Annotated in this window: 19 protein-coding genes; 13 read left to right on the forward strand and 6 right to left on the reverse strand. The window is 66.6% G+C overall.

The window, feature by feature from the left end; translation table 11 throughout:
• The first annotated feature begins 5 nt into the window (after window positions 1-5).
• The 8 genes from AC3A35_RS26430 to AC3A35_RS26465 all read left to right on the forward strand — a co-directional run bounded on the left by AC3A35_RS26430 (window position 6) and on the right by AC3A35_RS26465 (window position 7,395).
• Window positions 6-461, forward strand: coding sequence for a TadE/TadG family type IV pilus assembly protein (locus AC3A35_RS26430; RefSeq protein WP_487439534.1), 456 nt, complete (start codon window positions 6-8; stop codon window positions 459-461).
• Window positions 458-910, forward strand: coding sequence for a TadE/TadG family type IV pilus assembly protein (locus AC3A35_RS26435; RefSeq protein WP_487439535.1), 453 nt, complete (start codon window positions 458-460; stop codon window positions 908-910). The genes AC3A35_RS26430 and AC3A35_RS26435 overlap by 4 nt, the downstream gene beginning before the upstream one ends.
• Window positions 911-946: 36 nt before the next feature.
• A complete protein-coding gene (locus tag AC3A35_RS26440; RefSeq protein WP_487439536.1) occupies window positions 947-2,110 on the forward strand; it encodes a CpaE/TadZ family protein in 1,164 nt (387 codons plus the stop codon).
• A gap of 33 nt (window positions 2,111-2,143) precedes the next feature.
• A complete protein-coding gene (locus AC3A35_RS26445; protein ID WP_487439537.1) occupies window positions 2,144-3,493 on the forward strand; it encodes a TadA family conjugal transfer-associated ATPase in 1,350 nt (449 codons plus the stop codon).
• A gap of 7 nt (window positions 3,494-3,500) precedes the next feature.
• A complete protein-coding gene (locus AC3A35_RS26450) occupies window positions 3,501-4,475 on the forward strand; it encodes a type II secretion system F family protein (RefSeq protein ID WP_487439538.1) in 975 nt (324 codons plus the stop codon).
• Window positions 4,476-4,501: 26 nt separating this feature from the next.
• Window positions 4,502-5,443 (forward strand): type II secretion system F family protein, encoded by a 942-nt coding sequence (locus AC3A35_RS26455; protein WP_487439539.1) that lies wholly within the window; start codon window positions 4,502-4,504, stop codon window positions 5,441-5,443.
• Between the two features lie 16 nt (window positions 5,444-5,459).
• On the forward strand, window positions 5,460-6,782 hold the full coding sequence (locus AC3A35_RS26460; RefSeq protein ID WP_487439540.1) for a LytR C-terminal domain-containing protein: 1,323 nt from the start codon (window positions 5,460-5,462) through the stop codon (window positions 6,780-6,782).
• A 184-nt stretch (window positions 6,783-6,966) separates the two neighbouring features.
• Window positions 6,967-7,395, forward strand: a complete 429-nt coding sequence (locus AC3A35_RS26465) for a hypothetical protein (protein WP_487439541.1) — start codon at window positions 6,967-6,969, stop codon at window positions 7,393-7,395.
• A 59-nt stretch (window positions 7,396-7,454) separates the two neighbouring features.
• On the opposite strand, the gene AC3A35_RS26470 is transcribed toward AC3A35_RS26465, so the two are convergent.
• From AC3A35_RS26470 to AC3A35_RS26480, 3 genes are read right to left on the reverse strand one after another with little or no spacing between them, the layout of a single operon-like run.
• A complete protein-coding gene (locus AC3A35_RS26470; protein WP_487439542.1) occupies window positions 7,455-8,663 on the reverse strand; it encodes an osmoprotectant NAGGN system M42 family peptidase in 1,209 nt (402 codons plus the stop codon).
• A complete protein-coding gene (gene ngg, locus AC3A35_RS26475; protein ID WP_487439543.1) occupies window positions 8,660-10,408 on the reverse strand; it encodes an N-acetylglutaminylglutamine synthetase in 1,749 nt (582 codons plus the stop codon). The genes AC3A35_RS26470 and ngg overlap by 4 nt, the downstream gene beginning before the upstream one ends.
• Before the next feature lie 10 nt (window positions 10,409-10,418).
• Window positions 10,419-12,191, reverse strand: a complete 1,773-nt coding sequence (locus tag AC3A35_RS26480) for an N-acetylglutaminylglutamine amidotransferase (RefSeq protein WP_487439544.1) — start codon at window positions 12,189-12,191, stop codon at window positions 10,419-10,421.
• 247 nt (window positions 12,192-12,438) lie between these two features.
• Between AC3A35_RS26480 and AC3A35_RS26485 the strand changes: the two genes are divergently transcribed.
• Window positions 12,439-12,879, forward strand: coding sequence for a GatB/YqeY domain-containing protein (locus AC3A35_RS26485; RefSeq protein ID WP_487439545.1), 441 nt, complete (start codon window positions 12,439-12,441; stop codon window positions 12,877-12,879).
• 138 nt (window positions 12,880-13,017) lie between these two features.
• On the opposite strand, the gene AC3A35_RS26490 is transcribed toward AC3A35_RS26485, so the two are convergent.
• Together AC3A35_RS26490 and AC3A35_RS26495 are read right to left on the reverse strand one after the other, a co-directional pair.
• Complete coding sequence (locus AC3A35_RS26490) at window positions 13,018-13,326, reverse strand: hypothetical protein (RefSeq protein ID WP_487439546.1); 309 nt, start codon at window positions 13,324-13,326, stop codon at window positions 13,018-13,020.
• Between the two features lie 219 nt (window positions 13,327-13,545).
• Window positions 13,546-14,460 carry a hypothetical protein gene (locus AC3A35_RS26495; RefSeq protein ID WP_487439547.1) on the reverse strand — a complete coding sequence of 305 codons (915 nt, stop codon included), beginning with the start codon at window positions 14,458-14,460 and terminating at the stop codon, window positions 13,546-13,548.
• Between the two features lie 249 nt (window positions 14,461-14,709).
• Between AC3A35_RS26495 and AC3A35_RS26500 the strand changes: the two genes are divergently transcribed.
• From AC3A35_RS26500 to AC3A35_RS26515, 4 genes are all read left to right on the forward strand, one after another.
• Window positions 14,710-16,461, forward strand: a complete 1,752-nt coding sequence (locus AC3A35_RS26500; protein WP_487439548.1) for an SUMF1/EgtB/PvdO family nonheme iron enzyme — start codon at window positions 14,710-14,712, stop codon at window positions 16,459-16,461.
• A gap of 359 nt (window positions 16,462-16,820) precedes the next feature.
• Window positions 16,821-18,149, forward strand: coding sequence for a TrkH family potassium uptake protein (locus tag AC3A35_RS26505; protein ID WP_487439549.1), 1,329 nt, complete (start codon window positions 16,821-16,823; stop codon window positions 18,147-18,149).
• A complete protein-coding gene (locus AC3A35_RS26510) occupies window positions 18,139-18,837 on the forward strand; it encodes a potassium channel family protein (protein ID WP_487439550.1) in 699 nt (232 codons plus the stop codon). The genes AC3A35_RS26505 and AC3A35_RS26510 overlap by 11 nt, the downstream gene beginning before the upstream one ends.
• A 223-nt stretch (window positions 18,838-19,060) precedes the next feature.
• A complete protein-coding gene (locus AC3A35_RS26515) occupies window positions 19,061-20,575 on the forward strand; it encodes a diguanylate cyclase domain-containing protein (RefSeq protein WP_487439551.1) in 1,515 nt (504 codons plus the stop codon).
• Between the two features lie 107 nt (window positions 20,576-20,682).
• Here AC3A35_RS26515 and AC3A35_RS26520 read toward each other — a convergent pair whose 3' ends face one another.
• Entirely contained in the window at window positions 20,683-25,080 is a 4,398-nt protein-coding gene (locus AC3A35_RS26520; protein WP_487439552.1) for an nSTAND1 domain-containing NTPase, read from the reverse strand.
• Window positions 25,081-25,089: the final 9 nt, after the last annotated feature.

Consider the following 25,089-nt stretch of genomic DNA (forward strand, 5'->3'; position numbering starts at 1 on the left):
GAGGAGTGGCTGCCGTCGAACTGGGCATCCTCATCATTCCGCTGGTACTGCTTGCCTTCGGCATCACCGAGTTCGGGCGCGCGATCTACCAGTACAACACGATCGCGAAAGGCGTTCGCGATGGCGTGCGCTACCTCGCTCAAGGGGCGCCGGGAGATGCGGCGCGGATCGACAACGCGAAGAACCTGGCGGCGTGCGGGACCACCACTGCCTGCTCCGCCGCGTCCGCGTTGGTGACCGGGCTGAGTTCGAGCATGGTCAGCGCCTGCGACCGCACAAATTGCGCCGGCGATCACAACCTGCAGGAAGTCACGTATGGCGGCGGCTCGTTTGGCCAAATCAATCTGGTCACCATGACGGTTACGGGCTTCCAGTTCACTTCTCTCGTTCCGTTCGTGATGCCCAACATCACATTCGGCCCGATCCGCGCGACGATGGAGCAAAGGGGGGCGCTGCCATGACCCTGCAAAAACGTAGATATCGGAAGGGGCAGCGCGGCGTTGCGGCAGTGGAATTCGCGCTTGTTGCGGGCGTCTTCTTCTCCCTCCTCATCGGCATCATGGAAATGGGACGGGTCCTTTTTTACTGGAATACCGCAACCGAGGCGACTCGGCTGGGGGCACGAATCGCAGTGGTCTGCGATCTTGATGACACCGCGATCAAAACAAGGATGACGAGCCTGTTTCCGATTGTCCCCGGAGACAAGATTCAGGTGTCGTATTCACCGACCGGCTGTGTCGATGCCGATAGCTGCTACGAAATCACCGTCCGAATCGACCCAATTCCCGTCACTACGATAATTCCCTACATTCCGCTGACCCTGACCCTGCCAGCATTTGCAACCACGTTGCCGAACGAGAGCATGGAAAGCACCAACAAAGACGGGGTTTCGAATCCGGTTTGTCAGTGATTTCCGCATCAACCAGTTTCAACCGGGAACATCGCAATGAAGATCAAGATCCTTTCCGATAGCCACGACAACGCCGAGCGCCTTCGCGCAATCCTCGTTCAGTCGGGCAAATCGATGGACGTCGCGGTCGGACATGCAACGTCGAGCGAACCGATCGGGGCGGTCAATGGCACGGTGCCCGATGTCGTCGTGCTCGATGCGTTCGAGCCGAGCGGACTCGAGGCACTCGAACGCCTGACGCTGCGCTATCCGCAGATCGACCCGATCGTCATCACCGACGACAGCTCGTCAGACTTTCTGCTCCGGGCATTTCGCGCCGGCGTACGCGAGGTGCTGCCGAGCGCACCGAATGCCGAGGCACTACACGCCGCGCTCGCACGTATCGCGCGCAAGCGCGGTGTCACCGGCGGGGCCGCCGCCGAGGGCAAGATTCTGGCAATGACATCGTGCAAGGGTGGCAGCGGCGCGACCTTCCTCGCGACGAACCTCGCGTGGGTGCTGGCGGCGGCGCATGGCAAACGGGTCGCGCTGATCGATTTGAACCTGCAGTTCGGTGACGCGGCGATGTACGTCACCGACCAGAAGCCGGCGAGCAACCTCGCGCTGGTGTGCCAGCAGATCCATCGCCTCGACGCCGCTTTCCTCGCGTCGGCGATGATCGAGGTCGCGCCCGGCTTCCACCTGTTTGCCGCGCCCGATGACCCGGCCCACGCGACGGACGTCAAGGCCCAGAACGTCGAGGCGATCCTCAAGGTGGCGCGCGCGAACTACGACTTCGTCATCGTCGATGTCGGCCGCTCGCTGGACGCCGTAAGCCTGCAGGCGTTCGACATGGCGGACATGATCTTTCCGGTGGTGCAGCTGACCTTGCCGTTCATCCGCGAGGCGAAACGGCTGGTCGGCGTGTTCGTGTCGCTCGGTTATTCGATGTCGAAGGTCGGGCTGATCGTCAATCGCCATCAGAAGAACAGCGAGATCACGCTGGAGGATCTGGAACGCACGGTGAATGCGAAGGTGTTCAAGTCGGTGCCGAACTGTTACGAGGCGGTCGCCGCGTCGGTGAACCAGGGTGAGCCGATCGCGCGGCTCGCGAAGAACAGTCCGGTGACGAAGGTCCTGCGCGAGATCGCGGAATCGCTCGCCGCCGACCCGGAAAAGACGAGCAAGGGCTGGCTGTCGCGCCTGTTTGCGACGCACTGAGGCCAGCCTGCCAAATGACCAGGGGAATATGAAATGAGTTTGCGCCAGCGTCTCGAAGCGGTCTCGCCGGAAATCGGCCAGCGCCCGGCAGCACCCGATACCGGTGGATCGAAGGCCTACCAGGCCCTCAAGATGCGCATCCATCAGTTGCTGCTGTCGCGCATCGATCTCGAGGCGATGGAGAATCTCGCGCCCGAGCGGCTGCGCGAAGAGTTGCGCCTGATGGTCGAGCGGCTGCTCGCCGAAGAGAACGTCGTCGTCAACACCAGCGAACGGCGCGACCTCGTCCGCGACATCCAGTACGAAATGCTCGGACTGGGGCCGATCGAGCCGCTGCTCGCCGACCCGACCGTGTCGGACATCCTGATCAACGGCTCGCAGCAGATCTATGTCGAGCGTCACGGCAAGATCGAGCACACGAACATCACGTTCAGCGACGACGCGCACCTGATGAAGATCATCGACAAGATCGTGTCGCGGGTCGGACGGCGTGTCGACGAGTCCAGCCCGATGGTCGACGCGCGCCTGCCCGACGGCTCGCGGGTGAACGCGATCATCCCGCCGCTCGCGCTCGACGGGCCGGTGGTGTCGATACGGCGCTTCGCGGCGATTCCGCTGACGATCGAAAAGCTGATCGAGTTCAAGGCGCTGACGCCGGGGATGGCCGAACTGCTCGCCGGGCTGGTGCGGGCGAAGATAAATATCCTGATCTCCGGCGGCACCGGCAGCGGCAAGACGACGCTGCTGAACATCCTGTCGCACAACATTCCCGAAGACGAACGCATCGTCACGATCGAGGACGCGGCCGAACTGCAGTTGCAGCAGCCGCACGTGGTGCGGCTCGAAACCCGCCCGCCGAACATCGAGGGCAAGGGCGAGGTGACCCAGCGGGCGCTGGTACGCAACGCGCTGCGCATGCGCCCGGATCGCATCATCCTCGGTGAGACGCGCGGCGCCGAAGCCTTCGATGTGCTGCAGGCGATGAACACCGGCCACGAGGGTTCGATGACGACGGTGCACGCGAACACCCCGCGCGATGCGCTGGGCCGCATGGAGAACATGATCGGCATGTCCGGCGCGAACCTCCCGCCCAAGGTTGCGCGCGCCCAGATCGCCAGCGCGATCGGCGTGATCGTGCAGGCGATCCGTCTGACCGACGGCAAACGCAAGCTGGTGAGCATCCAGGAGATCACCGGCATGGAGGGCGACATGATCACGATGCAGGAGGTCTTCACCTTCCGCCAGCAGGGCATCTCGGAAGCAGGCGTGGTGCAGGGTCAATTTGCCGCCACCGGCGTGCGCCCGCAGTTCGCCGACCGCTTGCGATCTTTCGGCATCCGCTTGCCCGAGGACATGTTCGACCCGACGCGACGCTTCGAGTGAGGCTGACATGGATATCCTGACCCTGCTATTTGCGCTGGCGACCTTCATCGCCGTGGTGCTGTTCCTCGAAGGCGGCTATCTGTGGTGGGCATCGACGCACAGCGCCGAAGTGAAGCGCCTCAACCGGCGTCTCGAAGAGGTTTCGACCGGCGCCCAGGGCGGGCGCGCGGCATCGCTGTACAAGGAGCAGAACGCGACCGGTTCGGCAGCGGGCGACCGTCTGCTGTCGGCGGTAACGCACCTGGACGGCGTCAATCGGATGATCGTCCAGTCGCGCCTGTCGCTGACGCTCATCCAGTTTCTCGGCTGGACCGTGGCGCTGGGCGCGCTTGGCTTCGCGCTGCCGGTACTTCTGCACCGGCCCATGTTTGTCGGCCTGATCGCCGCCGGCGTGCTGGCCGCGCTACCGACGTTCTACGTGCTGCGGGCGCGCACTCAGCACATGCAGCACTTCGAACGGCAATTGCCGGAGGCGCTCGACCTGATGGGGCGGGCGATGCGTGCTGGCCACGCGTTTCCGACCGCGATCAAGATGGTCGCCGAGGAAATGAAGGACCCGATCGGCGGCGAGTACCGGATCCTGTTCGACGAGATGAACTACGGCGTGCCGCAACAGACGGCGCTGCTGAATCTGGCGTCGCGCACCGCCAGCACCGACCTGAGCTACTTCGTGATCGCGGTCCTGATCCAGCGCGAATCCGGTGGCAATCTCGCCGAGTTGCTGGACAACATCAGCGCGATCATCCGCGCCCGCCTGAAACTGTATGGCGAAATTCGCACGCTGTCGGCCGAGGGACGGCTGTCGGCGTGGATTCTTGGCAGCCTGCCGTTTGCGACCGCGGCCATGATCAACATCGTCAATCCGGACTTCATGAAGGTGCTGTGGGAAGACCCGGCAGGCATCAACTTCATATACGGCGCGCTGTGCCTGATGGTCGTCGGCGTCCTGTGGATGCGCAGGATCATCCGTATCCGGGTCTAGCCGGACAAAATGACAAGGGGACAGACATGAGCCACACCCAGATCGCATTTCTCGGACTGTTGTTCGTCGCCGTGACGGCCGGCGCGTTCTTCGTCATGAGTTTGTTCTCGCGTTCGCCAACGGCCGACCGGCTGAACGCGCTGGCCGGCGGAAAGGGGGCGGCGGCGCCCGCCACCGACTCCTGGATCGAGCGCACGGAAAAACTCACCCGCCCGTTCGCCAAGCTCTCGACCCCCGAGGACAGCGAGGACACCTCCGCACTGCGCGCGCGCTTCATGCACGCCGGGATCCGCCATGCGTCCGCACCGCTCGCGTTCTTCGGCATCAAGACCGTCCTCGCGCTCGGACTGCCCCTGCTGGCGTATTTCACCGTGCTGGTGTCGGCGCCCGAACTCGAGTTCCAGGGCACGCTGTTCGTCGTCCTGCTCGCTGCAGCGGTCGGCTACTACCTGCCGAACATTGTGCTGAACCGCCTGATCTTCGTGCGTCAGCGCGAGATCTTCGAGACCTTTCCGGACGCGCTCGACCTGATGACGGTCTGCGTCGAAGCCGGTCTCGGCATCGAAGCGGCGCTCGTTCGCGTCGCCGACGAGATGCAGCACAAGAGCGAGACGCTCGCCGAGGAACTCCATCTGGTCACGCTCGAGCTGCGAGCCGGCCTTGAACGCGCGCGCGCCCTGCGCAATCTCGGCAACCGCACCGGCGTCGAGGAGGTCGAAGGCTTCGTCGCCATGATCATCCAGGCCGAGCGCTTCGGCACCAGCATCGCCGCCTCGCTGCGCATCCATTCCGACATGCTGCGCACCCGCCGCCGCCAGCGCGCCGAGGAAGCCGCCGCGAAGATCGCGCTGAAGCTGCTGTTCCCGCTGATCTTCTTCATCTTTCCGTCGCTCATGCTGGTCCTGCTCGGCCCGGCGATGATCCAGATCTACCGCATCCTGCTGCCGACCATGGCCGGCGGCGGTTAGCCCAAGGAGAACCATAATGAAAACGACGAGGCTCGCCCACATCCTCGGTGCCGCATTCAGCGCGACCCTGCTCGGCGCCTGCAGCACCGCCCCGGTGATGCCGGACAAGGCGATGACGGTGGAACCGGTCATGCGCGTGCGCCACGGCAACCTCAACGCGGAGGGTTACTACGCCCTGGGTCGTCTCGAGGAGAACCGGCCGCCGCCCGAGAAGGCGCTCGATTCCTACCGCAAGGCAGTCGAAGTCGACCCCGGCTTCGTTCCCGCCTGGAACGCGCTGGGTGCCCTGCACGCGCGCCTGGGGCACATGGAGGAAGCCATGAGCGCGCTCGAACGCGCGGTGGCGCTCGCCCCCACGGCAAGTCATCTGCATAACAACCTGGGCTATGCGATGCTCCTCTCCGGCCGCGACGAAGGTGCGGTCGTCACGCTGCGCCGCGCCGTGCAGATCGACGGCAACAACCGCCGCGCCTGGCGCAATCTCGCCGACGCATATCGGCGCCTGGGTGACGAGCGCAACAGCGAGCTTGCCGGAGCGCGGGCCGACGGGACCTGGCCGGGTCCGATCGCCGATGCCGGCGCAGCCAACCCGGCCCGGCCAACGGCCGGCAGCCTGTCGGCAGTCGGGCGTGCATCCGGACCCGCGCTGGTACAGGCGAATGTGGGCGCTCGGCTGGTCAAGATCGCCGAGAACATCTACGAACTGCTCACCACCCCGGCCACCGCCGCGCCCCCCGCCCGCGCAGCGGAACGAACCCCTCCGGCAAAGTGGGCGCTGTCCCTGGCGCCGGTCAGGTCGGGGTTGTCGCCCGTGTCCTTGGCCGCGCCGGTCAGGTCGGGACTGTCGCCCGCGTCGTTCGCCACCGCAGTCGCGTCGGCGCCCCCCCTCGCGTCGGCGGCCCCCCTCGCCGCGCTCACCCCCGCCGCACTCCCCCCCGCCGCACTCGCCCCCGCCGTGCCATCGTCGCGCCCGGTGCGCTACGAGGTTTCCAACGGCCACGGCAACACGGGCCTGGCCCGGCGCATCGCGACCCTGCTGCAGCGGGGCGGGATGACTTTCCCCCGCCTCACCAACCAGCGCCCCTTCAACGAGCCCGCCTCCGTCGTGCAGTACCGGAAAGGTTTCCGCGACGCGGCCGAAGCGCTCGCTGCGCGCCTGCCGTTCCGCCCGACCATCCTGGAGGCTTCGTCGGCCGGATTGGTCTCCGACGTGCGCCTGCTGTTGGGGCGGGATCTCAACCTCAGCGAGGCCTGTGTCGAGCTCGATCTGTGCCCGCAACTGGCGGGTCGCGAACTCCGACCGACAAGCGTGGCTTCGGCCACTCGCGCGGGTGAGTAATCGGAATGCGGGAAAACGGGCGGGCCAGGTGCGTCGCCGCAGACGCGACCCCAACGACGCCTTTGTCATATGCGTTGGCCGCAACAAATCAAGTAACACTTGAATGCTCAAGGAGATGGAATTTGTCCGACCTGTCTTCTATGCTTCTTTTACAGCCGTAAAAAAATATACGAGGAGAGAAGACATGGATATGAGCGGACGCGTAGCGACATGGCTCGAACTCGCAGTTGCTCCGGAATGGCACCGCCAGGCCGTCAACATCCGGGTGCATCAGGTGGGCGAAGCCAAGGATCAGTGTTACACCCTGTCTATGGACGGTCGGTGCGTGTGTACCAGCAACGGCCAGCTCACCACCTTTCGCGGACGGCCCGCGGTCGAGCGGTTCCTGGAAATGGTGCGGGTCGATGATTTCGAGTATGGCGATCCCGATCCCGATCTGCGCGCGTTCCCTCACGGGCATTATTGCCTGAGTCTCGATCAGCAGAACACCCTGTGCGCGTGCGAGGAGTGCCGCAGCGACGGCATGCCGGTGTGCATGCCGATCGGCAGCAGTGCAAACGCCACCTGGCTGCCACCGGTGCCCGACTGGCGCACCGACTCCTGCAGCATCTAGCGCGCCCGAACGCACCGGCGACGGTCGCGACCTGCCCCGGGCCTGCCTGAACGGCAGGCTCAGAGGCGCTCCGACGCGGTATCGGTCAATCCTCCGTCCAAGAAGGAATCCGGTGCCGGCAAGGGCGTGTTCGGCAGCACCATGTCGCTCGGACAGATCTGCTCGGTGAAGCCATCGAGCGAACCCATCGACTGACAATCCCGGCGGGCCACCGGCTCGCTGGTCATGTAGGCAATCACCAGCCGCGTCAGCGCTTCGAGCGCTTCGCGGTGGGTGCGTTCCTGGGCATGCGAGGCGTCCGCACCAAAGCCGATCAGCGCGGTGCGGATGTCGTTGCCCGCCTCCACCGCCGCCGCCGAATCGGAGCGGTAATACAGAAACACGTCGCGCCGATGGGGGATTTCGTGTTCCCGGGCCAGGGCGATCAGCTTGTGGGTGAGGTGGTAGTCGAAGGGCCCGGACATGTCCTGCATGCAGATCGTGGTGGCGTGTTCCGAGGTGTTCTGCCCGGGGGCCGCGATCGAGATATCGAGGCTGACCATCTCGGCAATCTCGCCGTGCAACGCGGCCGAGGCACCTGAGCCGATCTCCTCGGTAATGGTCAGCAGCGGGTGCACATCCACCGGCAGCCGCAGCTTGTGATCGCGCACCGCCTTGCACGCGGTCAGCAGCGCCGCCACCGCCGCCTTGTCGTCGAGATAACGGGAATTGATGTATCCGTCGGGCTGGATTTCCACCTGTGGGTCGAAGGCAATCCAGTCGCCGACGTGCACGCCGGCGGCCTCCAGCCCGGCGCGGTCGTTCACCGGCAGATCCACCCGCACCTCGACGTGCTCCCAGCCGATCGGTTGGGTATCGATCTCATTGCCGAAAGCGTGGCCGGAGGTCTTCAGCGGCAGGCAGGTGCCGCGCACATGGCCGTCGTCGGTGAACACCGTCAGGCGCGAGCCTTCGGCAAAGCGCGCCGACCAGTGGCCGATGGGCACGATCGCCAGCCGGCCATTGGGCTTGAGGCCGCGCACCATGGCCCCCAGGGTGTCGAGGTGGGCGACCACCGCGCGCGCCGGCTGCGCCTCGCGTCCGCGCAGGGTCGCGCGGATCGCGCCGCGGCGGGTAATTTCGTAGGGAATCTCCAGCGCTTCCAGGCGGCCGGCGGCGTAGCGCACCACGGCATCGGTCAGACCCACCGGGCTGGGGATGGCGAGCAGTTGCAGCAGGGTTTCTTCCAGATAGGCGTAGTCGATCGGGGGCAAAGGCGTTTCCGTCATGCGGGAATTCCTCCGGTGTGCGCACGGGTGCGCGGGAACAGCAGGTCGACGAAGCGCTCGGCGGTCGGCTGCGGTTCATGGTTGGCAAGGCCGGGGCGTTCGTTGGCCTCGATGATCACGTAGTCCGGCCCGTCCACCGCCGGCACCAGGAAATCGAGCCCGGTCACCGGAATGTCGAGCGCGCGGGCGGCCTGCTCGGCGGCGGCGCGCAACACCGGATGCAGCTCGGCGGTCACGTCGTGAATGGTGCCGCCGGTGTGCAGGTTGGCAGTATTGCGTACCTGAAGGCAGGTGTCGGCAGGCAGTACGTCGTCGAGTTCCCAGCCCTGGGCGCGCACGCAGCGCGCGGCTTCGTCGTCGAGCGGAATGCGCGACTCGCCAGCGGTGGCCGCGGCGCGGCGCCGGCTCTGCTTCTCGATCAGTGCGCGCACACTGCTTGCACCGTCGCCCACCACCGCCGGCGGGCGGCGCACGGCGGCGGCCACCACGCAGAAGTCGATGACCACGATGCGCAGATCCTGTCCGCTGCAGAACTGCTCGACGATCACCCGGTCGCAGAACCGGCGTGCGCGCTCGACTGCCGCCTCGACCTCGTCCTCGCCCACCAGATTCACGCTGATGCCCTTGCCCTGCTCGCCTTCCACCGGTTTCACCACCACCGCGCCGTGGGTGGCCAGGAATGCGGCGCGGGCCGGCGCGTCGTCGGCATCGATCTGGGCGGGCACGCACAGCCCGGCGCCCGCGAGCAGGCGCAGGGTGACGCGCTTGTCCTGGCAGCGACTCATCGCGATCGCCGAACTCAGCTCCGACAGCGATTCACGGCACACGATGCCGCGCCCGCCGAGGGTGAGGCGGAAATATCCGTTCTCCGCGTCCAGCACCTCGGCATGGATGCCGCGCCGGCCGGCTTCGTCGACGATGATTCTTGCGTAGGGATTGAGCGCGCAGAGCGCATCGGCCGGGCCGGTGAACAAGGGCTCGTTGATCGCGTTGCGGCGCTTGACCGCGAACGCCGGAATGCGCTGGAAGCCGAGCTTCTCGTAAAGCGCGATCGCCTGCTCGTTGTCGTGCAGCACCGAGACGTCCATCCATGCCCGTCCGCGCGCCAGATAGTGCTCGGCCAGATAGCGCACCAGCGCCTCGCCGATGCCCGGATGCGCGGCCTGCGGCGCGACCGCCAGCGCCCACAGGCTGGCGCCGTGCTGGGCGTCGGCAAAGGCCTCGACATGGTCCAGCCCCATCGCCACCCCGAGCACCTCGCCGCTGGCGCGGTCTTCGGCCAGGGCATAGGTGATCGCGCGGCTGGCGCGCTCGCGCCACACCCGCTGCGGGTCCACCGGCACCATGCGGCGCGAGCGGTACAGGGTGTTGATCGCCGCCACATCCACCCGGGTGCGCAGCCGGCGCAGGGTGAAACCCCGCCGCCCCGGCGACTGGGTGCGATAGCCCGTCAGCTGCAGACGGAACGCGTCCGACGGGTCGAGGAACAGCTGCTGCGGGGCACTCCCCACCACCACCTGCGGCTTCTCGACGTAGAACGCAATGTCGCGCTGGCCGGGGCGCTCCTGCAGCAACTCGCTCGCGAGCAGCGCAGGATCGCGCCAGGTCTGCGCCGGCAGCAGACGGCCCCAGCCGCATTCGATGATGACGTTCTCCGGCATCGCCACCGCTTCGGGCTGACCGGCAGGCAGATGCAGGGGCTGATGCCCGGCGCGCAGGGCGCGGGAAAGTTGCTTGCGGATCATCGGGCGGCCTTCAGGAAACATGGCTCTGCAGCCACCATTCGAGGAGGCCGAGCTGCCACAGTTTGGAGCCGCGCAGCGGCGTCATGTGCGCGGACGGATCGGCGAGCAGGGTGTCGACGTAATCCTTGCGGAACAGCCCGCGCTCGCGCGCCGCCTGGCTCGAGAGCGCATCGCGCACGCGCTCGAGCACCTGGCCCTGCAGGTATTTAAGCGCCGGCACCGGAAAATAGCCCTTGGGCCGATCGATCACCGCGGCCGGAATCACCTTGCGCGCAGCCTCCTTCAACACCCCTTTGCCGCCATGCGCCAGCTTGTGGCGCGCCGGAATGCGTGCGGCCAGCTCCACCAGCTCGTGGTCGAGGAAGGGCACCCGCGCCTCCAGGCCGAAAGCCATGGTCATGTTGTCGACCCGCTTCACCGGGTCATCGACCAGCATGACGGTGGTGTCGAGGCGCAGCGCCTTGTCCACCGGATTGTCGGCGCCCGGCGCGTCGAAGCTGGCGGCGACAAAGGCCGCGCTGCAGTCGAGCCCGTGATACCACGGGTTCACGACCTGCTGATACTCGTCGAAGTCGCGGTCGCGGAAGGCGGCGAGATAGTCGGCCACCGGATCGGCACTGCCGGCGAGCTTCGGATACCAGTGGTAGCCGCCGAACACCTCGTCCGCGCCCTGCCCGCTCTGCACCACCCGGCTGTGCCGCGATACCGCTTCGGACAGCAGATAGAAGCCGATGCAGTCGTGGCTGACCATCGGCTCGCTCATCGCCTCGACCGCCTCCGGCAGGCGCCGCAGCAGCTCGACCTCGGGCACGAAGATGCGCTCGTGCACGGTGCCGAATTCGCGCGCGACGATGTCCGCGTACTCGAACTCGTTGCCCTTCTCGCCACCCACGTCCTCGAAACCGACGTTGTAGGTGCGCAGATCCTTGACCCCGGCCTCGGCCATCAGGCCGACGATCAGGCTGGAATCGACCCCGCCGGAGAGCAGCGCGCCCACCGGCACGTCGGCCACCAGGCGACGCTTCACCGCCGCGCGCAGGCCGTCGAGCAGGATCTCGGTCCATTCCTCGAAGCTGCGCGCCTCGTCGGCCGCATCCCGTGGATACACCAGCGACCAGTAGCTGCGCTCGGAGCGGGTGCCGTCGGGCGCGATGCTCATCAGCGTACCCGGGGCGAGCTTGCGCACCCCGGCGAGCAGGGTGTGCGGCGCCGGTACCACGGCGTGGAAGGACAGGTAGTAATTGAGCGCCGCCGGATCGATCGCGGTGTCGACGCCGCCCGCGGCGACCAGCGCCGGCAGACTGGACGCGAAGCGCAGACCACTTTCAATCTCGGCGTAATACAGCGGCTTGATCCCGAGCCGGTCGCGGCCGAGCAGCACCCTGCCGCTGTCGCGCTCCCAGATTGCAAACGCGAACATGCCGTTCAGGCGCTGGACGAAATCCGGCCCCCAGGCGTGATAGGCCTTGAGCAGCACCTCGGTGTCGCCGTGGGAGTAGAAGCGATAGCCCTTGCCCTCGAGTTCGCGGCGCAGCTCGGGGTGGTTGTAGATCGCACCGTTGAACACGATGCCCAACCCGAGCTCGTTATCGACCATCGGCTGCTGGGCGGATTCGGACAGATCCATGATCTTCAGGCGCCGGTGTCCCCACGCCTGAGCCCCCTGCGCAAACACGCCCCCGCTATCCGGACCGCGCCTCCGCTGCAGTTCGTTCATCCTCGCCAGCGCCCCCAGATCGGGCGACTGTCCGTCGAATCTCACCTCACCGGCAATGCCACACATCGAACTTCCTTGTTCCGACTTACGGCCACGTATTCTATAAAATCTATTTTGTGCAAATGTTTTAACCCGAACCACCCGCGGATTGCGGCGATCCAAGGCGTGTACGATCAAGCATAGTCGGGCTGCGGGGCCGCGCCCAGTTTCGAGTCACATCGATACGCCGCATGCAGGCGGGTACGTTATCCTTCGCGCCACGCCGGGCCGGTCGCCCACCCCCGATCACGAACTGTCACTACGGAGTATTTCGATGAGTCTCATGGCCCAACTGAAAAAGGATTCCCTGCTCGCCCGCAAGGCTGCCGACAGCGTGCGAGCCACCTTGCTGAGCACATTGATCGGCGAAGCCGAGATGGTCGGCAAGAACGCCGGCAACCGCGAGAGCAGCGACGACGAAGTCCAGCAAACCATCCGCAAGTTCCTCAAGAACAACCAGGAAGCGCTCGCGGTGATCAAGGACGAGGCCCGCCTCGCGGTGCTGCGGACCGAGTCCGACATTCTCGGCAGCTATCTGCCGGCGATGGCCTCCGAAGCCGAGGTCAAGGCCTTCATCGCAGAAACCGTCGCCGGTCTCGCCGATCGCAGCCCCAAGTCGATGGGCGCGGTCATGGGCGCGCTCAAGGCCAGGTACGGCACCAACTTCGACGCCAAGCAGGCCAATGGCTGGGTCAAGGAAGCCCTGGCGGGCTGACACTGCCGTGGGCGGACGTGCCCCGTCCCTGCAGCGCTTGTCGTAGCCTACTCAGTCGGCCGCAGGTGCCCGCCCCGCAGGACCAATGCCTGCAATGGGTGCGGCTGCCGCGCCGATGCAGGCGCCAGCGAAGCGAAGCTACCTGCGGCAATAGCGCCGCCAGCACATGGTGCGGCATTGCTCGGTGAGGCAGTTCTCGCAGGTCTTGCACTTGTCCGGCTGGTCGACCTGTTTGTCCGACGAGCCGACGGCTTGCTGCCGCATGCCTATCACCGGCTGTGGCGGAGGCGGAGCGGTGATGTAGCCCCCCGCCACGCCGCCGCCCGCGCCGCCGCCCGCGCCGCCGCCCATATTGCCACCCATTTGCTGCGCAGCGATCGGTGCAGCGAACAGCAGGCCGATCGCCACGAGGAGAGCTAGCGCCCCGGCCTTACCTTGTTTCAGCATGCGTCATGCCTCCCGTCCCGATGCGACCCGCCGGCAGCGCCGCACGGCCGCGCGAACGAACTGTAGACATACTGCCGCATGACGTGTTCCGCCGACGTGGATCGACCCGGGCACCCAGACACGCAGGGCATTCCTGTACGAGCGAAAATCCATTGTCACTGTGATGGCTCCCCTCGTATCCGCGGGGATGACGGCATGCGGTAGTTGATTGACGGGTCATCAGAAGCGCCACAAAACGAAGATCCGGCCGCTCGCCGAGTCGGTGTCGGTGCGCCCGACGGTACCCGTCACCTCGATGCCGGCAGACAGCTGCTCGCCACCGAGGGTGAAGAAGGCGGTCAGATCCAGCGCCGAGTCGTCGGAGAAATTGCGGAACTGGTGGAAGTCGTGGACCAGATAGGGCCGCACACCGGCGGTGGCGATCAAGTCGCCCGCAAAGGTCTGGTAGCCGATCTCGCCGCCGAACAGGCCGCGGCTCAACCGGTCGCGCTCCTCGGCAACGGTCTGGCCGAGGGAGTCGGTCGTCGCCTCGGACACGGTGCGTGACCATACGTATTGGACCGTCGGCATCGCGTACCACCCCGATCCGAGATCGATCAGCGTCGAAACGTAGCCACCGAAGGACCGGGTATCCACGTCGCGCGTCCAGTCTGCCGTGACGCCCCCGCCCGCGCGAAATTCATCGGTCTCGCCGGTGTCGTAGCCAACAAAGGCGCCGATGCTGGCAGCGCCGATCGAGGTGCCGCCACGCAGCACGATCCCGTTACTAACGGTCCGCGAGGTCCCCCCGAACACCCGCGCACCGGCATCGGCGCCCGATGTCAGCGTGTGCTCGTCGAGGTCCTTCTTCGACCGGGTGTGATTGACTGTCAGACCGAACCAGGCACCTCCCATGCGCATGTCACCGGAAACCGACTCCTGATGCCAGCGCGTCGTGCCGAGAAAGCCTTCGCGATCGTCCTCGATGCGACCGTACGATCCGGCAAGGCCTACCGTGCCGGGAATCGCCCGGATGGCGGACGCCTGCGCGCTGGTCACCTCCCGACTCTGGGCGAGCGCGCCATGGTTGCTCGCCAAGGTGAATGCCGCAACGAGAACGGAAGCGTACACACGCTTGCTTCGCAGGCAACGCATTGGTTCCTCCCGTCCCCGTGAGGCGAACGATCTTTCACCGATAGCAGATAAAAACCAACCGATCCTGATTTGACATGGGCTTAAAACTTTAGTCTAAAACTAGTGGGCGCCCGGGCGGGTGTCAAGTTCGTGACAATGCCGTTGCGCTGTTCGTGCTTCGTCTGCCACAGTGACACCGGACAGACCATTGCAACAAGGTACGGAGGGCCCATCCCCGCGGTTGACGTGGGGGTACCGGCACAGACACCGATGAGTGGCAACGTCTTCATCAACTACCGCCGTGACGACAGCTCGGGCTGGGCGGGCAGATTGCGCGACCGTCTGGTTCGCACGCTGCCGCCGCGGCGCGTCTTCATCGACGTGGACGACATTCCGCCCGGCGAAGATTTCGCGAACCTGCTCGACGCGCAGGTCGCCCAGTGCGACGTCTTTCTCGCGGTCATTGGGCCGCGCTGGCTGAGTTCGGCCGACGCGGGTGGGCTTCGGCGCATCGACAATGCGAGCGACTTCGTGCGCATCGAAATCGCCTCGGCACTGCGGCGCAATACCGTACACGTGATTCCGGTGCTGGTCGACGGCGCCGCCGTGCCAGGTGCCGGCGACTTGCCCGAGGATATCCGCCCGCTGGTCGAGCGCAACGCCCTGCAGATACGCGGCGAATACTTCCACCGCGACTCGGACCGCCTCGTCGCCACGGTCTCCAGGCGCCTGCCGCTGCGGGTGCGGCATCACCGTCTGCTGCGCGCGCTGTTCGCCGCGGCGGCAGTGCTGCTGATCGCCGGGGGCCTGTTCGCTGCCATCTACGCCGGGCAGTTGCCCACCGCCTTCGGCCTCGAAGCGCTGATTCGCCCGTCGGCGCGCGAATGGCGCACGCTCACCTATGCCGACAAGACCAATCCCGCCCTGCTCGCGGACTTCGTGAACCGCCACCCGGATACGCCCGAGGGCCGCGAGGCGGGCCTGTGGATGCAGTACATCAGCTCGCGCGCCTGGAGCAAGGTGAAGGACTCCGACGACCGGCGCGAGGTCGCCGACTTCCTCACCACCTTCCGCGACAGCGACGAGGGGAAGGCCGCCGCGCAGCGCCTGGCGGGCATGCCGCCGGCGCCAACCGACGGCCCGGCGGGCCGGCAGCCGCTGTCGCGCTTCGCCGACTGCCCCGACTGCCCCGAGATGATCGTGATTCCCGCGGGGCCGCTGCTCATGGGCTCGCTCGACACCGAATGGACGGCGGCGCAGGATCGCCACGAGGGGCCGCGCCAGGCGGTGCGCATCGCCGAACCGTTCGCAGTCGGCCGCTTCGAGGTCACGATCGGCCAGTACCGGCAGTTCGTCGAGGCGACCGGACATCAGACCGGCAACGAGTGCATCGGCATCATCGACCCGGCCTCGCCCTCCAAGGTGTGGGACGACATTCCCGGGCGAGACTTCCGCTCGCCCGGCTTCGAGCAGGCCAACGACCACCCCGTGGTGTGCGTCAGCTGGGACGACGCCGTGGCGTACCTGCGCTGGCTGAGCAACAGGACGGGCGCCGACTACCGCCTGCCCACCGAGGCGGAATGGGAATACGTGGCGCGCGCCGGCAACCAGGACAGCTACGCCTTCGGCGACGACGAAAGCCGCCTGTGCCAGTACGGCAACGGTGCCGACCGGGCGCTGGACGCCACCTGGAACGCCAACCGTTGGTGCGCCGACGGTGTTCGCGTCGGCACCGCCCGCGTCGGCGCTTACCGCCCCAACGTGTTCGGCCTGATGGACACCCACGGCAACGTGCACGAATGGGTCGCCGACTGCTACCACGACGATTACGCCGACATGCCGGCGAGCACCCGAGCCACCGGAGCAGCCTGGGTCGCCCCGAACTGCGCCACGCGGGTGATCCGCGGCGGATGCTGGGCCTACCCCCCCACCCAGTTGCGCTCTGCACGACGTGAGGCGTGGGAACCGTTCAAGCGCAGCTATTGCGTGGGATTCCGCGTGGCGCGGACGCTGGCGCCGTGACTGTCAGTCGGCGGCGAAGCACTCGGTGCGTGCGGGCAACGGGCACTGGTTCGGACATCGGCGCCTTCGCTCGCTCGGCAACCCATCCGTCCTTCAGGTTCACGATGCCGTACGCGGTGGCAAGGTGCGATGTGCTGCTGCGATCTTTGTACCATCTTTACATTCGGACCTCTAACATCCACCGCCTCCTGACCTTCTGCCGCGGTTTCCGGCCCCCCGTACCGTGGATCGCAGAAAACCACAATGAGAAAACCGATGCCAGCATCGTATCGCCGTGGGGCGGCGCACGTTTCGCCAACGTGGTTCCGGTAACCCTCCTGATCGCCGCAACCCTCCCGCAGCAGCGCTGAAGTCCTCCCATGAAATCCTTACTGCACCCCACGCGCACCGTGGCTTTGGCCTTCCTGTTCGCGATTGCGCTCGGCACCGTCGTCCTGATGCTCCCGGTCTCCCATGGCGAGGGCAACGGCGCGCCGTGGCTGACCGCATTGTTCACGGCCGTCTCGGCGGTTTGCGTGACCGGTCTGGTGGTTGTGGACACCGGCACCTACTGGTCCACGTTCGGCCAGTCGATCATCATGATCCTGTTCCAGATCGGCGGCTTCGGCATGATGACCGCCGCGACCTTGCTCGGCCTGATGGTCAATCGATCCCTGCGCTTACGGACCAAGCTGATCACCCAGGTCGAGACCCATTCGCTCGGCCTGGGTGACGTCTCCAGTGTGGCCAGGCTGGTACTCGTGGTGACCTTCGTCTCGGAAATGGTCATCGCTGCCCTGCTTACCCTCAGGCTGCACGTCACGCACGACCTGCCATGGGGCGAGGCCGCATGGAGCGGGCTGTTTCATGCGGTCTCGGCATTCAACAACGCGGGCTTCTCCATTCACCCGGACAGCTTGATGCGCTACGCCACCGATGCGCTGATCCTGTTGCCGGTGATGGTCGCCATTGTCGTCGGCGGCATCGGCTTTCCCGTCCTCCACGACTTGCGCTTCAAGATCGGGGACCCTCGCCACTGGTCGCTGCACACCAAGCTCACGCTGTCCGGCACCGGAGCCTTGCTGCTCGGCGGCTTTGTCGCCGTACTCTTGTTCGAGTGGACCAATCCCGGATCCCTTGGCCCGATGGCGATGCCGGACAAACTGCTCTCGGCGGCTTTCGCCTCGGTATCGGCGCGAACCGCAGGGTTCAACTCGATCGACATCGGTGCGCTGACTCATGAGAGCTGGGCGCTGCACTACTTCCTGATGTTCGTCGGCGGGGGCAGTGGCGGGACGGCCGGCGGGGTCAAGGTCGGCACGGCAGTCGTCCTGATGCTGCTGGTCGTTGCCGAGATTCGCGGACGCAGCGATAGCGAAGCGTTCGGGCGCCGCGTCGGCCCTTCGGCCCAGCGTCAGGCGATCACGGTGCTTGTACTCGGCAGTGTCATGGTCGTGCTCGGGACACTGGTGATCCTGCGCACCACGGACTTTCCCACCGATCAGGTCATCTTCGAGGTCATCTCGGCATTCGGCACGGTCGGTCTGTCCACCGGCATCACGGCCGATCTGCCGCCATCGGGTCAGCTCATGCTGACCTTGCTGATGTACATCGGCCGGGTCGGCACCATTACGCTTGCAGCGTCGCTGGTATTGGGCGAGCGGCGTATGCCCTTCCGCTATCCTGAGGAGCATCCAATTGTTGGGTAGATTATTTACGGAGCAGTTCGCCTTTTCGAAAGGCGACAGTGTGGTGGTCATCGGACTGGGGCGCTTCGGCAGCTCGGTCGCACAGTCCCTCATGCGCCTGGGGCACGATGTCATGGGGATCGACCGGGACGCAGAGCCGGTCCAGGACTGGGCAGACCTGTTGACGCACGCGGTCCAGGCCGACTCGACCAATGTGAACGTCATGCGACAGATGGGCGTTGCCGATTTTGCCCACGCCATCGTTGGCATCGGCACCGACCTTGCCGCGAGCCTGATGACCATCATGGCGCTCACCGAACTGGGCATCAAGGACATCTGGGTCAAGGCGATGACGGCGGAACATGGCCAGATTGCCCAACGTATCGGCGCCCATCACGTGGTCTATCCCGAAGCGGACATGGGCGAGCGGGTTGCGCATCTCATCACCGGCCGGATGATGGACTTCATCGAGTTTGACGATGGCTTTGCCATCGCCAAGATTCACGCACCGGTGCCTACACACAACCGTGCGCTTTCCGAATCGGCCGTGCGCGAGAGCTTTGGTGTGACGGTGGTCGGGATCAAGCGCGCCAATGAAGACTTTCAACACGCGACCCCCAGCTCCCGCGTCCTGCCCGGAGACCTGTTGATCGTGTCCGGGCCGACCCGCAATATCCAGGCGTTCGCAGGGAGCACCAAGGACAGGTAGACCGGACGGCAAGGGCCCGACCAGCCTGGCAGACCGATCGGTCACGGACGAGCCGTTCCTGTCGGTCGTCCGTACCCGCGTTGTTTGGCAGCTTTCTGCGCGAACTTGGCCTAGATTGGAATATTGGACCGAGACTCGGCCCGCGTGCGTCGATCATCGCGCTTGATGCCTGATGGGTCCGGTTACTGCGAACTGCGACCAGGAGCGGTCATGCGGGACGGCCATGGAGGGTGACGGCGTTGAAGGCAGGTACGCTGTTCAGCTTTACGCTGAACAAGTCGCCCTGCTCTACAGGAATGCGCCGCTGGCCTACTCTGTCACACTGGTCAATGGCGCAATCCTGGCATTTGTTCAGACCGCCCATGTTGCCACTCCGGCCGTGCTTTCCTGGTATGGAGCCCTCGTCGCGGTGACGGCGTTGCGCACGTGGTTCGTCCGCCGCTATGCCCGCCTCCGTCCGGGTCCCGACGCGGCGCGGCGATGGAACTTCACTTATCTGGCCGGTACCGCCCTCGCTGGCATCGTCTGGGGGGCAACGGCCTACGTCATGATTCCGAACGAATCGGTTGCTCATGAGGTATTCGTCGCCTTTGTCCTCGCCGGCATGTCCGCCGGCAGCGTCACGGTCCTGGCGTTCAGGATGGAGTGCTGCCTGGCGTTCCTGTTACCCGCGCTGCTGCCGCTGGCGATTCGCTACGTCACCCTTGGCACGACGCTGCACATCCTCATGGGTGTCATGACCTCGATATTCTTCATCAGCACGGTCGTTTCCGCGTTGAATTTCCATCGCTCGGTTCGGACCTCGTTGATCCTGCGCTTCGACAAGCGCGAACTGGAAGAGGAGAACCGGCGGCGCGACCGTGCCGAACAAGCCCTGGTGCTGGAAAAGGATCGGCTGCTGACGGTCCTGAGCTCGATCGGCGAGGGCGTCGCCCTGATCGACGCCGAAGGCCGTATCGAGTACCTGAATCCGGTTGCCGAAAGACTCTGCGGCCGCAGCTCCACCAGCGCGCAGGGACGTCCGGCCAGCGAGGTGTTCGAGAGCTTCGATCGGCATCGACACCAGCGCACCAGCACGGCCATGGAAGACACCTTGCGCACGGCCAGCCCGGTGATAAAGCAGACGGTCATGATTCAGGAGTGCGGCGACCGGCGGGTCATCGAGGAGCTGGCAACCCCGCTTTACGACCGCCATCACGAGGTGGTGGGCGCGGTTTCGATCTTGCGCGACGTGACCGAAACACTGCTGAAAACGGAAGAACTGGCCTACGCCGCCGATCACGATCCGCTGACCGGGCTACCCAACCGCAGCCTGTTGACCAGCCGTCTGCACCAGGCAATTGCCCGTGCGCAGCGCAGGGAGGAAAGCTTTGCCCTGCTGTTCCTGGATCTGGATCGCTTCAAGGAAGTCAACGACACGATGGGGCACGCTGCCGGCGACGCCGTTCTGGTCGAAGTCGCCAGGCGCCTGACCGACACCGTGCGCGAGGAGGACACGATAGCGCGACTGGGCGGCGACGAATTCGTCGTGCTGCTCGAAGGACCGAGCCAGCAACACAACGTAAGTGCCATCGCCGACAAGATCCATCAGATCCTGCGCGAGCCTTATCAGCTGGGTACGCAATCGGCGACCGTCTCGGTCAGTATCGGCACCAGCTTGTTCCCCGACCACGGCCGTGACCCGGACGCCCTGCTGGGGCACGCCGATACCGGCATGTATGGCGAAAAGAAGAAATAGCTGTCTCGATGCTGTCTCCGCGCCCGCGACGTCCCAGGCAACGACCTGGGCGCACGGGACCGGATCGCGCCGCGCCGGTTCGGGTCGGGCGTAAGGTGCTTCTGCGCTCAGCCGGATGGGCGGCCAGGGGCGAACGACGACTCCCCCGGTTTGCCCGGGCAAAGTTCCGGAGCGGCCTTCGAATCCGGGTCGTCCGGCGGGATCGGCAGACCGGGGCATTGACATAGGTAGTCGATCTGCGGCGAGACCCACTCGTGCCACTCCTTGCGGCTCAGGTTGCGGGGGACCCTGGCGCAAAGCTCATCGGGCCATGCATCGGGGGCGGACCACAGGTAGGGCGTTCCGCTGCGCCCGCCAGATACGATGCGCCTGCCATCGCGGCTGAACGCAACGCCCCACACTTCGTCGGTGTGTCCCTGCAGCGGCGCGCCCAGCGGCCGCCCGGTCCGGGCATCCCACAGCCGCAGGGCCGTATCGATCTCGAAGCTCAGCGAGGGCGGCGAAATGCCGAGGGGGCCGCCGCTGGCAGAAACAATGTACCGGCCGTCGGGACTGAAGGCGACGCTGGACACCGGTCCCCGGTGCCCTTCGAGGGGCCTGCCGATCTCGCCGCCGCTGGCTGCATCCCACAGTCGCAGTGTCGTATCCTGGCTGCCGGAAACGATGCGGCTGCCGTCGGGACTGAAGGCCACCGAAGTCACCGCGCCTTCGTGTCCTGTGAGTGGCTCGCCGATGGGCTGTCCGTCCTTCGCATTCCACAGCCGCAGCGTCTTGTCGCGGCTGCCCGAGACGATGCGGGCGCCGTCCGGGCTGAAGGCCACGCTCTCGACCCCCTGCCGGTGTCCCTGCAACGGCACACCCAGGGCCTCGCCGGTGCTGGCATTCCACCGCTGCAGGGTGTTGTCCCCGCTACCCGAAACAATGCGGCTGCCGTCACGGCTGAAGGCCACGCTCGTCATGGGGGGGCCGCCCAGCGTGCCCAGCGGCTCGCCCAACGGAGTGCCGGCCCCGGCATTCCACAGGCGCAAGGTCCCGTCATGGCTGGCGGAGACGATGCGCTTGCCGTCGGAGCTGAAGGCCACGCTCGACACCCAGTACAGATGTCCCCTGAACGGTTTGTCGTCCAGCGGCTGGCCGGTCGACGCATCCCACATCCGCAAGCCGTTGCGCAGATTGCCGGCAACGACCAAGCTACCGTCCGGGCTGAAGGTCACGCTCGACACCTGGTGGTCCTGGCCTCCCAAGGGCGTGGCCAGCGGCTGGGCCACCCTCGTATCCCACAGGCGCAGGGGCTCGCCATTGCCGCTGGAGACGACCCGGCCGCCGTCGCCGCTGATCGCCACGCCAAGTACCGGGTTGCCGTGACCTTCCAGCGGCACGCCCACCGGATCGCCGCTGCCGGCATCCCATACTCGCACCGTCCTGTCGTCGCCGCCCGAGACGATGCGGCGGCCGTCGCCGCTGAAAGCCACGCTGCGCACCTCACCCTGGTGCCCCTTGATCGGATTCAGGAACAGCTCCCCACTGGTGGATGCGTCCCACACCAGCAGCGACCCGTCGTCGGTGCCGGCGACCACCTCGTTGCCTTCGGCGTTGAAGGCCATGCTTCGTACCCTGGTCGAGTACAGCCCCTGCAGCGGCCACGAAACCGCCTGGCCGGTTGCGACGTCCCACTTCCGCACGGTGGCGTCGGCACCCCCGGCGAGGACGTGATCGGCATCCGGGAAGGCGACCCCCAATACCGCGGCCTCGTGCTGGCCGAACGGGTCCCCGATGGCCCGGCCGGTTGTGGCGTCCCACAACCGCAGCGTCCTGTCGTCGCTGCCGGAAACGATGCGCCCGCCATCGGGACTGAAGGCCGCGCTGTTGATGGCGCCGTCGTGCCCTTTGAGCGGTTCGCCGATGCGCCGGCCGGCTGCAGCCTCCCACAGCATCAGCCGCTTGTCGCTGCCGCCGGTGACGAAGCGGCTGCCGTCCGCGCTGAACGCCACGACGTTCACCGGTCCATGGTGGACTTCGCCCTCGAAGGCCACCGAGCGGCCGCTGTGCGTGTCCCAGACCTCCACCGTGCCGTCGCTGCCACCGGCGACGACGCGGCTGCCGTCGGGGCCGAACGCCACGGCACGAGGCGCTTCATTGATGCCCACCGTCCTGAGTTTCAGGAGTTCCCGTCCCTTGAGCACATCCAGGATCTCCCGGTCCACCGACCCCGGCGAGCTGCGGGCGCCTGCCAGCAACTGCAGCAGCGCCCGCTCGTCGCCGCCGTCGAGGGCGCCGGCCAGCATCGCCCTGGCCTCCGCAGCCAGCCGCAGCGCATTGGCCCGCACCGACGATTCGGTCGCCCGCTGTTCGGCCTTGGTGGCCTCGTCCCACATCCACAAGGCGCCACCCGCGACCACCACGGCCACCGCCGCCAGCACCCTGAGCCTCACCCGCCCCGCACGCAGCCGCCGGGCAGCGGCCTCCGCATCCTGCCTTGCCTGCGCCTCCACCTCCGCGCGCTTTTCCTGCTCCGCCGCAATCCGGCGGGCCGCTTCCAATTCCTCCTGCCGACGCTGCTCCTCTTCCGCCCGCCGCGCATCCTCGCGCGCCCGCGACGCCTGCAGGAACGCCCGGCAGCCCTCCAATCGCCGGGTAAATCCGCGCCTGCCCGCCAGCGCTTCGGCAATCGCCAGCCGTTCTGCCTCCATCAGCCAGGCATCCTTCCGCCCGCTCTTGTCCCATGCCTGCGCCGCGCGCTCCAGCACGTCGGCATCCTTGAGGTCTTCGCGCTCGGCCGCCAGCCAGCCCGAGAGTACATCCCACTGGCGCAGCAGCGCCTCATGGGCGACCTCCACCACGGGCTCGCCGTCGCGCTGGTCGGTGAGCAACAACCGCCTGTCCACCAGCGCCTGGATCAGCCCGTGACTGTCCGGCGGCAGGTCCGCCAGCCGCGCCACGCGGCGCATGGGCTGGTCGTTCTGCGGGTTGATGGTGGCGAGCCAGGGCACGAAGGCGGCATGGAGCAGTTCGAGCTGCCGATCGCGCTGCGCCGGGTCGGCCGCCAGCACGGACTCGATCTCGGTCTTGACCACGCTCGCCAGCCCGCCCATGGCGTGGTAGTCATCCACCCTCAGCGCGCCGTCGCTGCTCCAGTCGCGGTACAGCCGGGCCAGGGTCAGGCCCAGCAGCGGAAGGGTGTCGCCGCCCAGGGTACATTCTTCAACCAGCTGGTCCACCAGGGCCGGCTCCACCTTCAGCGGCTCGCCGGCCTCGGTGGCACGCCGCGCAGGGCCGGTGATGACCTCGCGGAAACGGGTCGAAGGCATCGGCTTGAGGTCGTCGAACACGACGCCCTGCAGGCCCGCCAGTTCAGGGGCGGCCTGCAGGGGCTCGTAGCGGTCGGAGCGGATGGTGAACGCGACGATCATCGGCACCGGCATCAAGCCGTCCACGTCCTGCCCCGCCGCGCCCAGCGCACCACCGATCAGTCGCAGAAAGGTCCGGGCCTCGTCCCCCGCATCGGTGTTGAAGAGCTCTTCCGCCTGGTCCACCGGCAGCACCGGCGTGGGCGGCGGGGCGCCGTCGGAAGGATGGAGCAGGCGGACGGCCGCGGCGTCCTGCAATTGACGCAACAGCGCCGCCAGCTCTGCCGGCCCCTGCTCGCCGCGCAGCCGCGCCTTGAGGTGCCCCGGTGCCGTGGCAGGCAGGTTCAACGCCACCTGCGCCCGTCGCAGCGCCTGTGCCAGGCCGCGCTCGCCGGTCAGCGGCGCCCGTTCGGGCCGCACCGGCGCCAGCGTGAGGAAATACCGATCGTCGCGCGCCAGGCGGGGCAGCAATCCGGCGCGCAGGAACGACGATTTGCCCGCCCCGGAAGCACCCAGAATGACGAACAGCCGCTTGTCGAGGCTCGCGCGCATGCCGCGCAGGGCGTCGAGCCCGCGCAGGATCTCCACGTCGCGCCCAAAGAACACCGCCGCGTCGCAGGGCTCGAGCGGCTCCAGGCCACGGTAGGGGACACGCTGCGGATCGTCCACCGGCGGCCAGGGAAAGAAGTCCGCCTCCAGCCCGGCGCGGCGCAAGCCGTCGCGCAGCCGGAACAGGCCGTTGGCCAGAAAGTCGATGCGGTCCTCGGCTTCGCGATAGACGAACCGGACCGCTTCGGTGCTGCCGGAACCCACGAGCGGGCATAGCTGCCACTCCGCCGTCATCTCGGTGGGCAGTTCGCCGAGCGCCACCTCCTTGAGCACCACGCCGACCACGCGCTTGTTCAGGCTCTTGGCGAGCAGGAACTCCGCCAGACACCACTTGGACTTGGCCCACGCCGGGGAGACGACGAACACCACCGCCTCGCAGCGATCCGCCGCCTGGCGCAGCGCCTCCTGCCAGCGCTCGCCCGCCGCCAGGCCGCGCTGCGGATCGATGTCGAGGAAGACATCATTCCAGCCGTTGTCGGCGAGCCACTGCTTCAGGGCGACGGCCTCGCGTTCGTCGACGCTGGAGTGGCTGAGGAAGATGCGGGACATGGCGGACGA

The sequence above is a fragment of the Azoarcus sp. Soil_N_20 genome, from assembly GCF_057656155.1.

Coding starts and splice junctions, on each gene's coding strand:
- AC3A35_RS26495 (WP_487439547.1), bottom strand. CDS start 14,460: ATGCGTTGCCTGCGAAGCAAGCGTGTGTACGCTTCCGTTCTCGTTGCG.
- AC3A35_RS26490 (WP_487439546.1), bottom strand. CDS start 13,326: ATGCTGAAACAAGGTAAGGCCGGGGCGCTAGCTCTCCTCGTGGCGATC.
- ngg (WP_487439543.1), bottom strand. CDS start 10,408: ATGATCCGCAAGCAACTTTCCCGCGCCCTGCGCGCCGGGCATCAGCCC.
- AC3A35_RS26450 (WP_487439538.1), top strand. CDS start 3,501: ATGGATATCCTGACCCTGCTATTTGCGCTGGCGACCTTCATCGCCGTG.
- AC3A35_RS26440 (WP_487439536.1), top strand. CDS start 947: ATGAAGATCAAGATCCTTTCCGATAGCCACGACAACGCCGAGCGCCTT.
- AC3A35_RS26500 (WP_487439548.1), top strand. CDS start 14,710: ATGAGTGGCAACGTCTTCATCAACTACCGCCGTGACGACAGCTCGGGC.
- AC3A35_RS26435 (WP_487439535.1), top strand. CDS start 458: ATGACCCTGCAAAAACGTAGATATCGGAAGGGGCAGCGCGGCGTTGCG.
- AC3A35_RS26505 (WP_487439549.1), top strand. CDS start 16,821: ATGAAATCCTTACTGCACCCCACGCGCACCGTGGCTTTGGCCTTCCTG.
- AC3A35_RS26515 (WP_487439551.1), top strand. CDS start 19,061: ATGGAGGGTGACGGCGTTGAAGGCAGGTACGCTGTTCAGCTTTACGCT.
- AC3A35_RS26485 (WP_487439545.1), top strand. CDS start 12,439: ATGAGTCTCATGGCCCAACTGAAAAAGGATTCCCTGCTCGCCCGCAAG.
- AC3A35_RS26470 (WP_487439542.1), bottom strand. CDS start 8,663: ATGACGGAAACGCCTTTGCCCCCGATCGACTACGCCTATCTGGAAGAA.
- AC3A35_RS26455 (WP_487439539.1), top strand. CDS start 4,502: ATGAGCCACACCCAGATCGCATTTCTCGGACTGTTGTTCGTCGCCGTG.
- AC3A35_RS26460 (WP_487439540.1), top strand. CDS start 5,460: ATGAAAACGACGAGGCTCGCCCACATCCTCGGTGCCGCATTCAGCGCG.
- AC3A35_RS26465 (WP_487439541.1), top strand. CDS start 6,967: ATGGATATGAGCGGACGCGTAGCGACATGGCTCGAACTCGCAGTTGCT.
- AC3A35_RS26480 (WP_487439544.1), bottom strand. CDS start 12,191: ATGTGTGGCATTGCCGGTGAGGTGAGATTCGACGGACAGTCGCCCGAT.
- AC3A35_RS26520 (WP_487439552.1), bottom strand. CDS start 25,080: ATGTCCCGCATCTTCCTCAGCCACTCCAGCGTCGACGAACGCGAGGCC.
- AC3A35_RS26445 (WP_487439537.1), top strand. CDS start 2,144: ATGAGTTTGCGCCAGCGTCTCGAAGCGGTCTCGCCGGAAATCGGCCAG.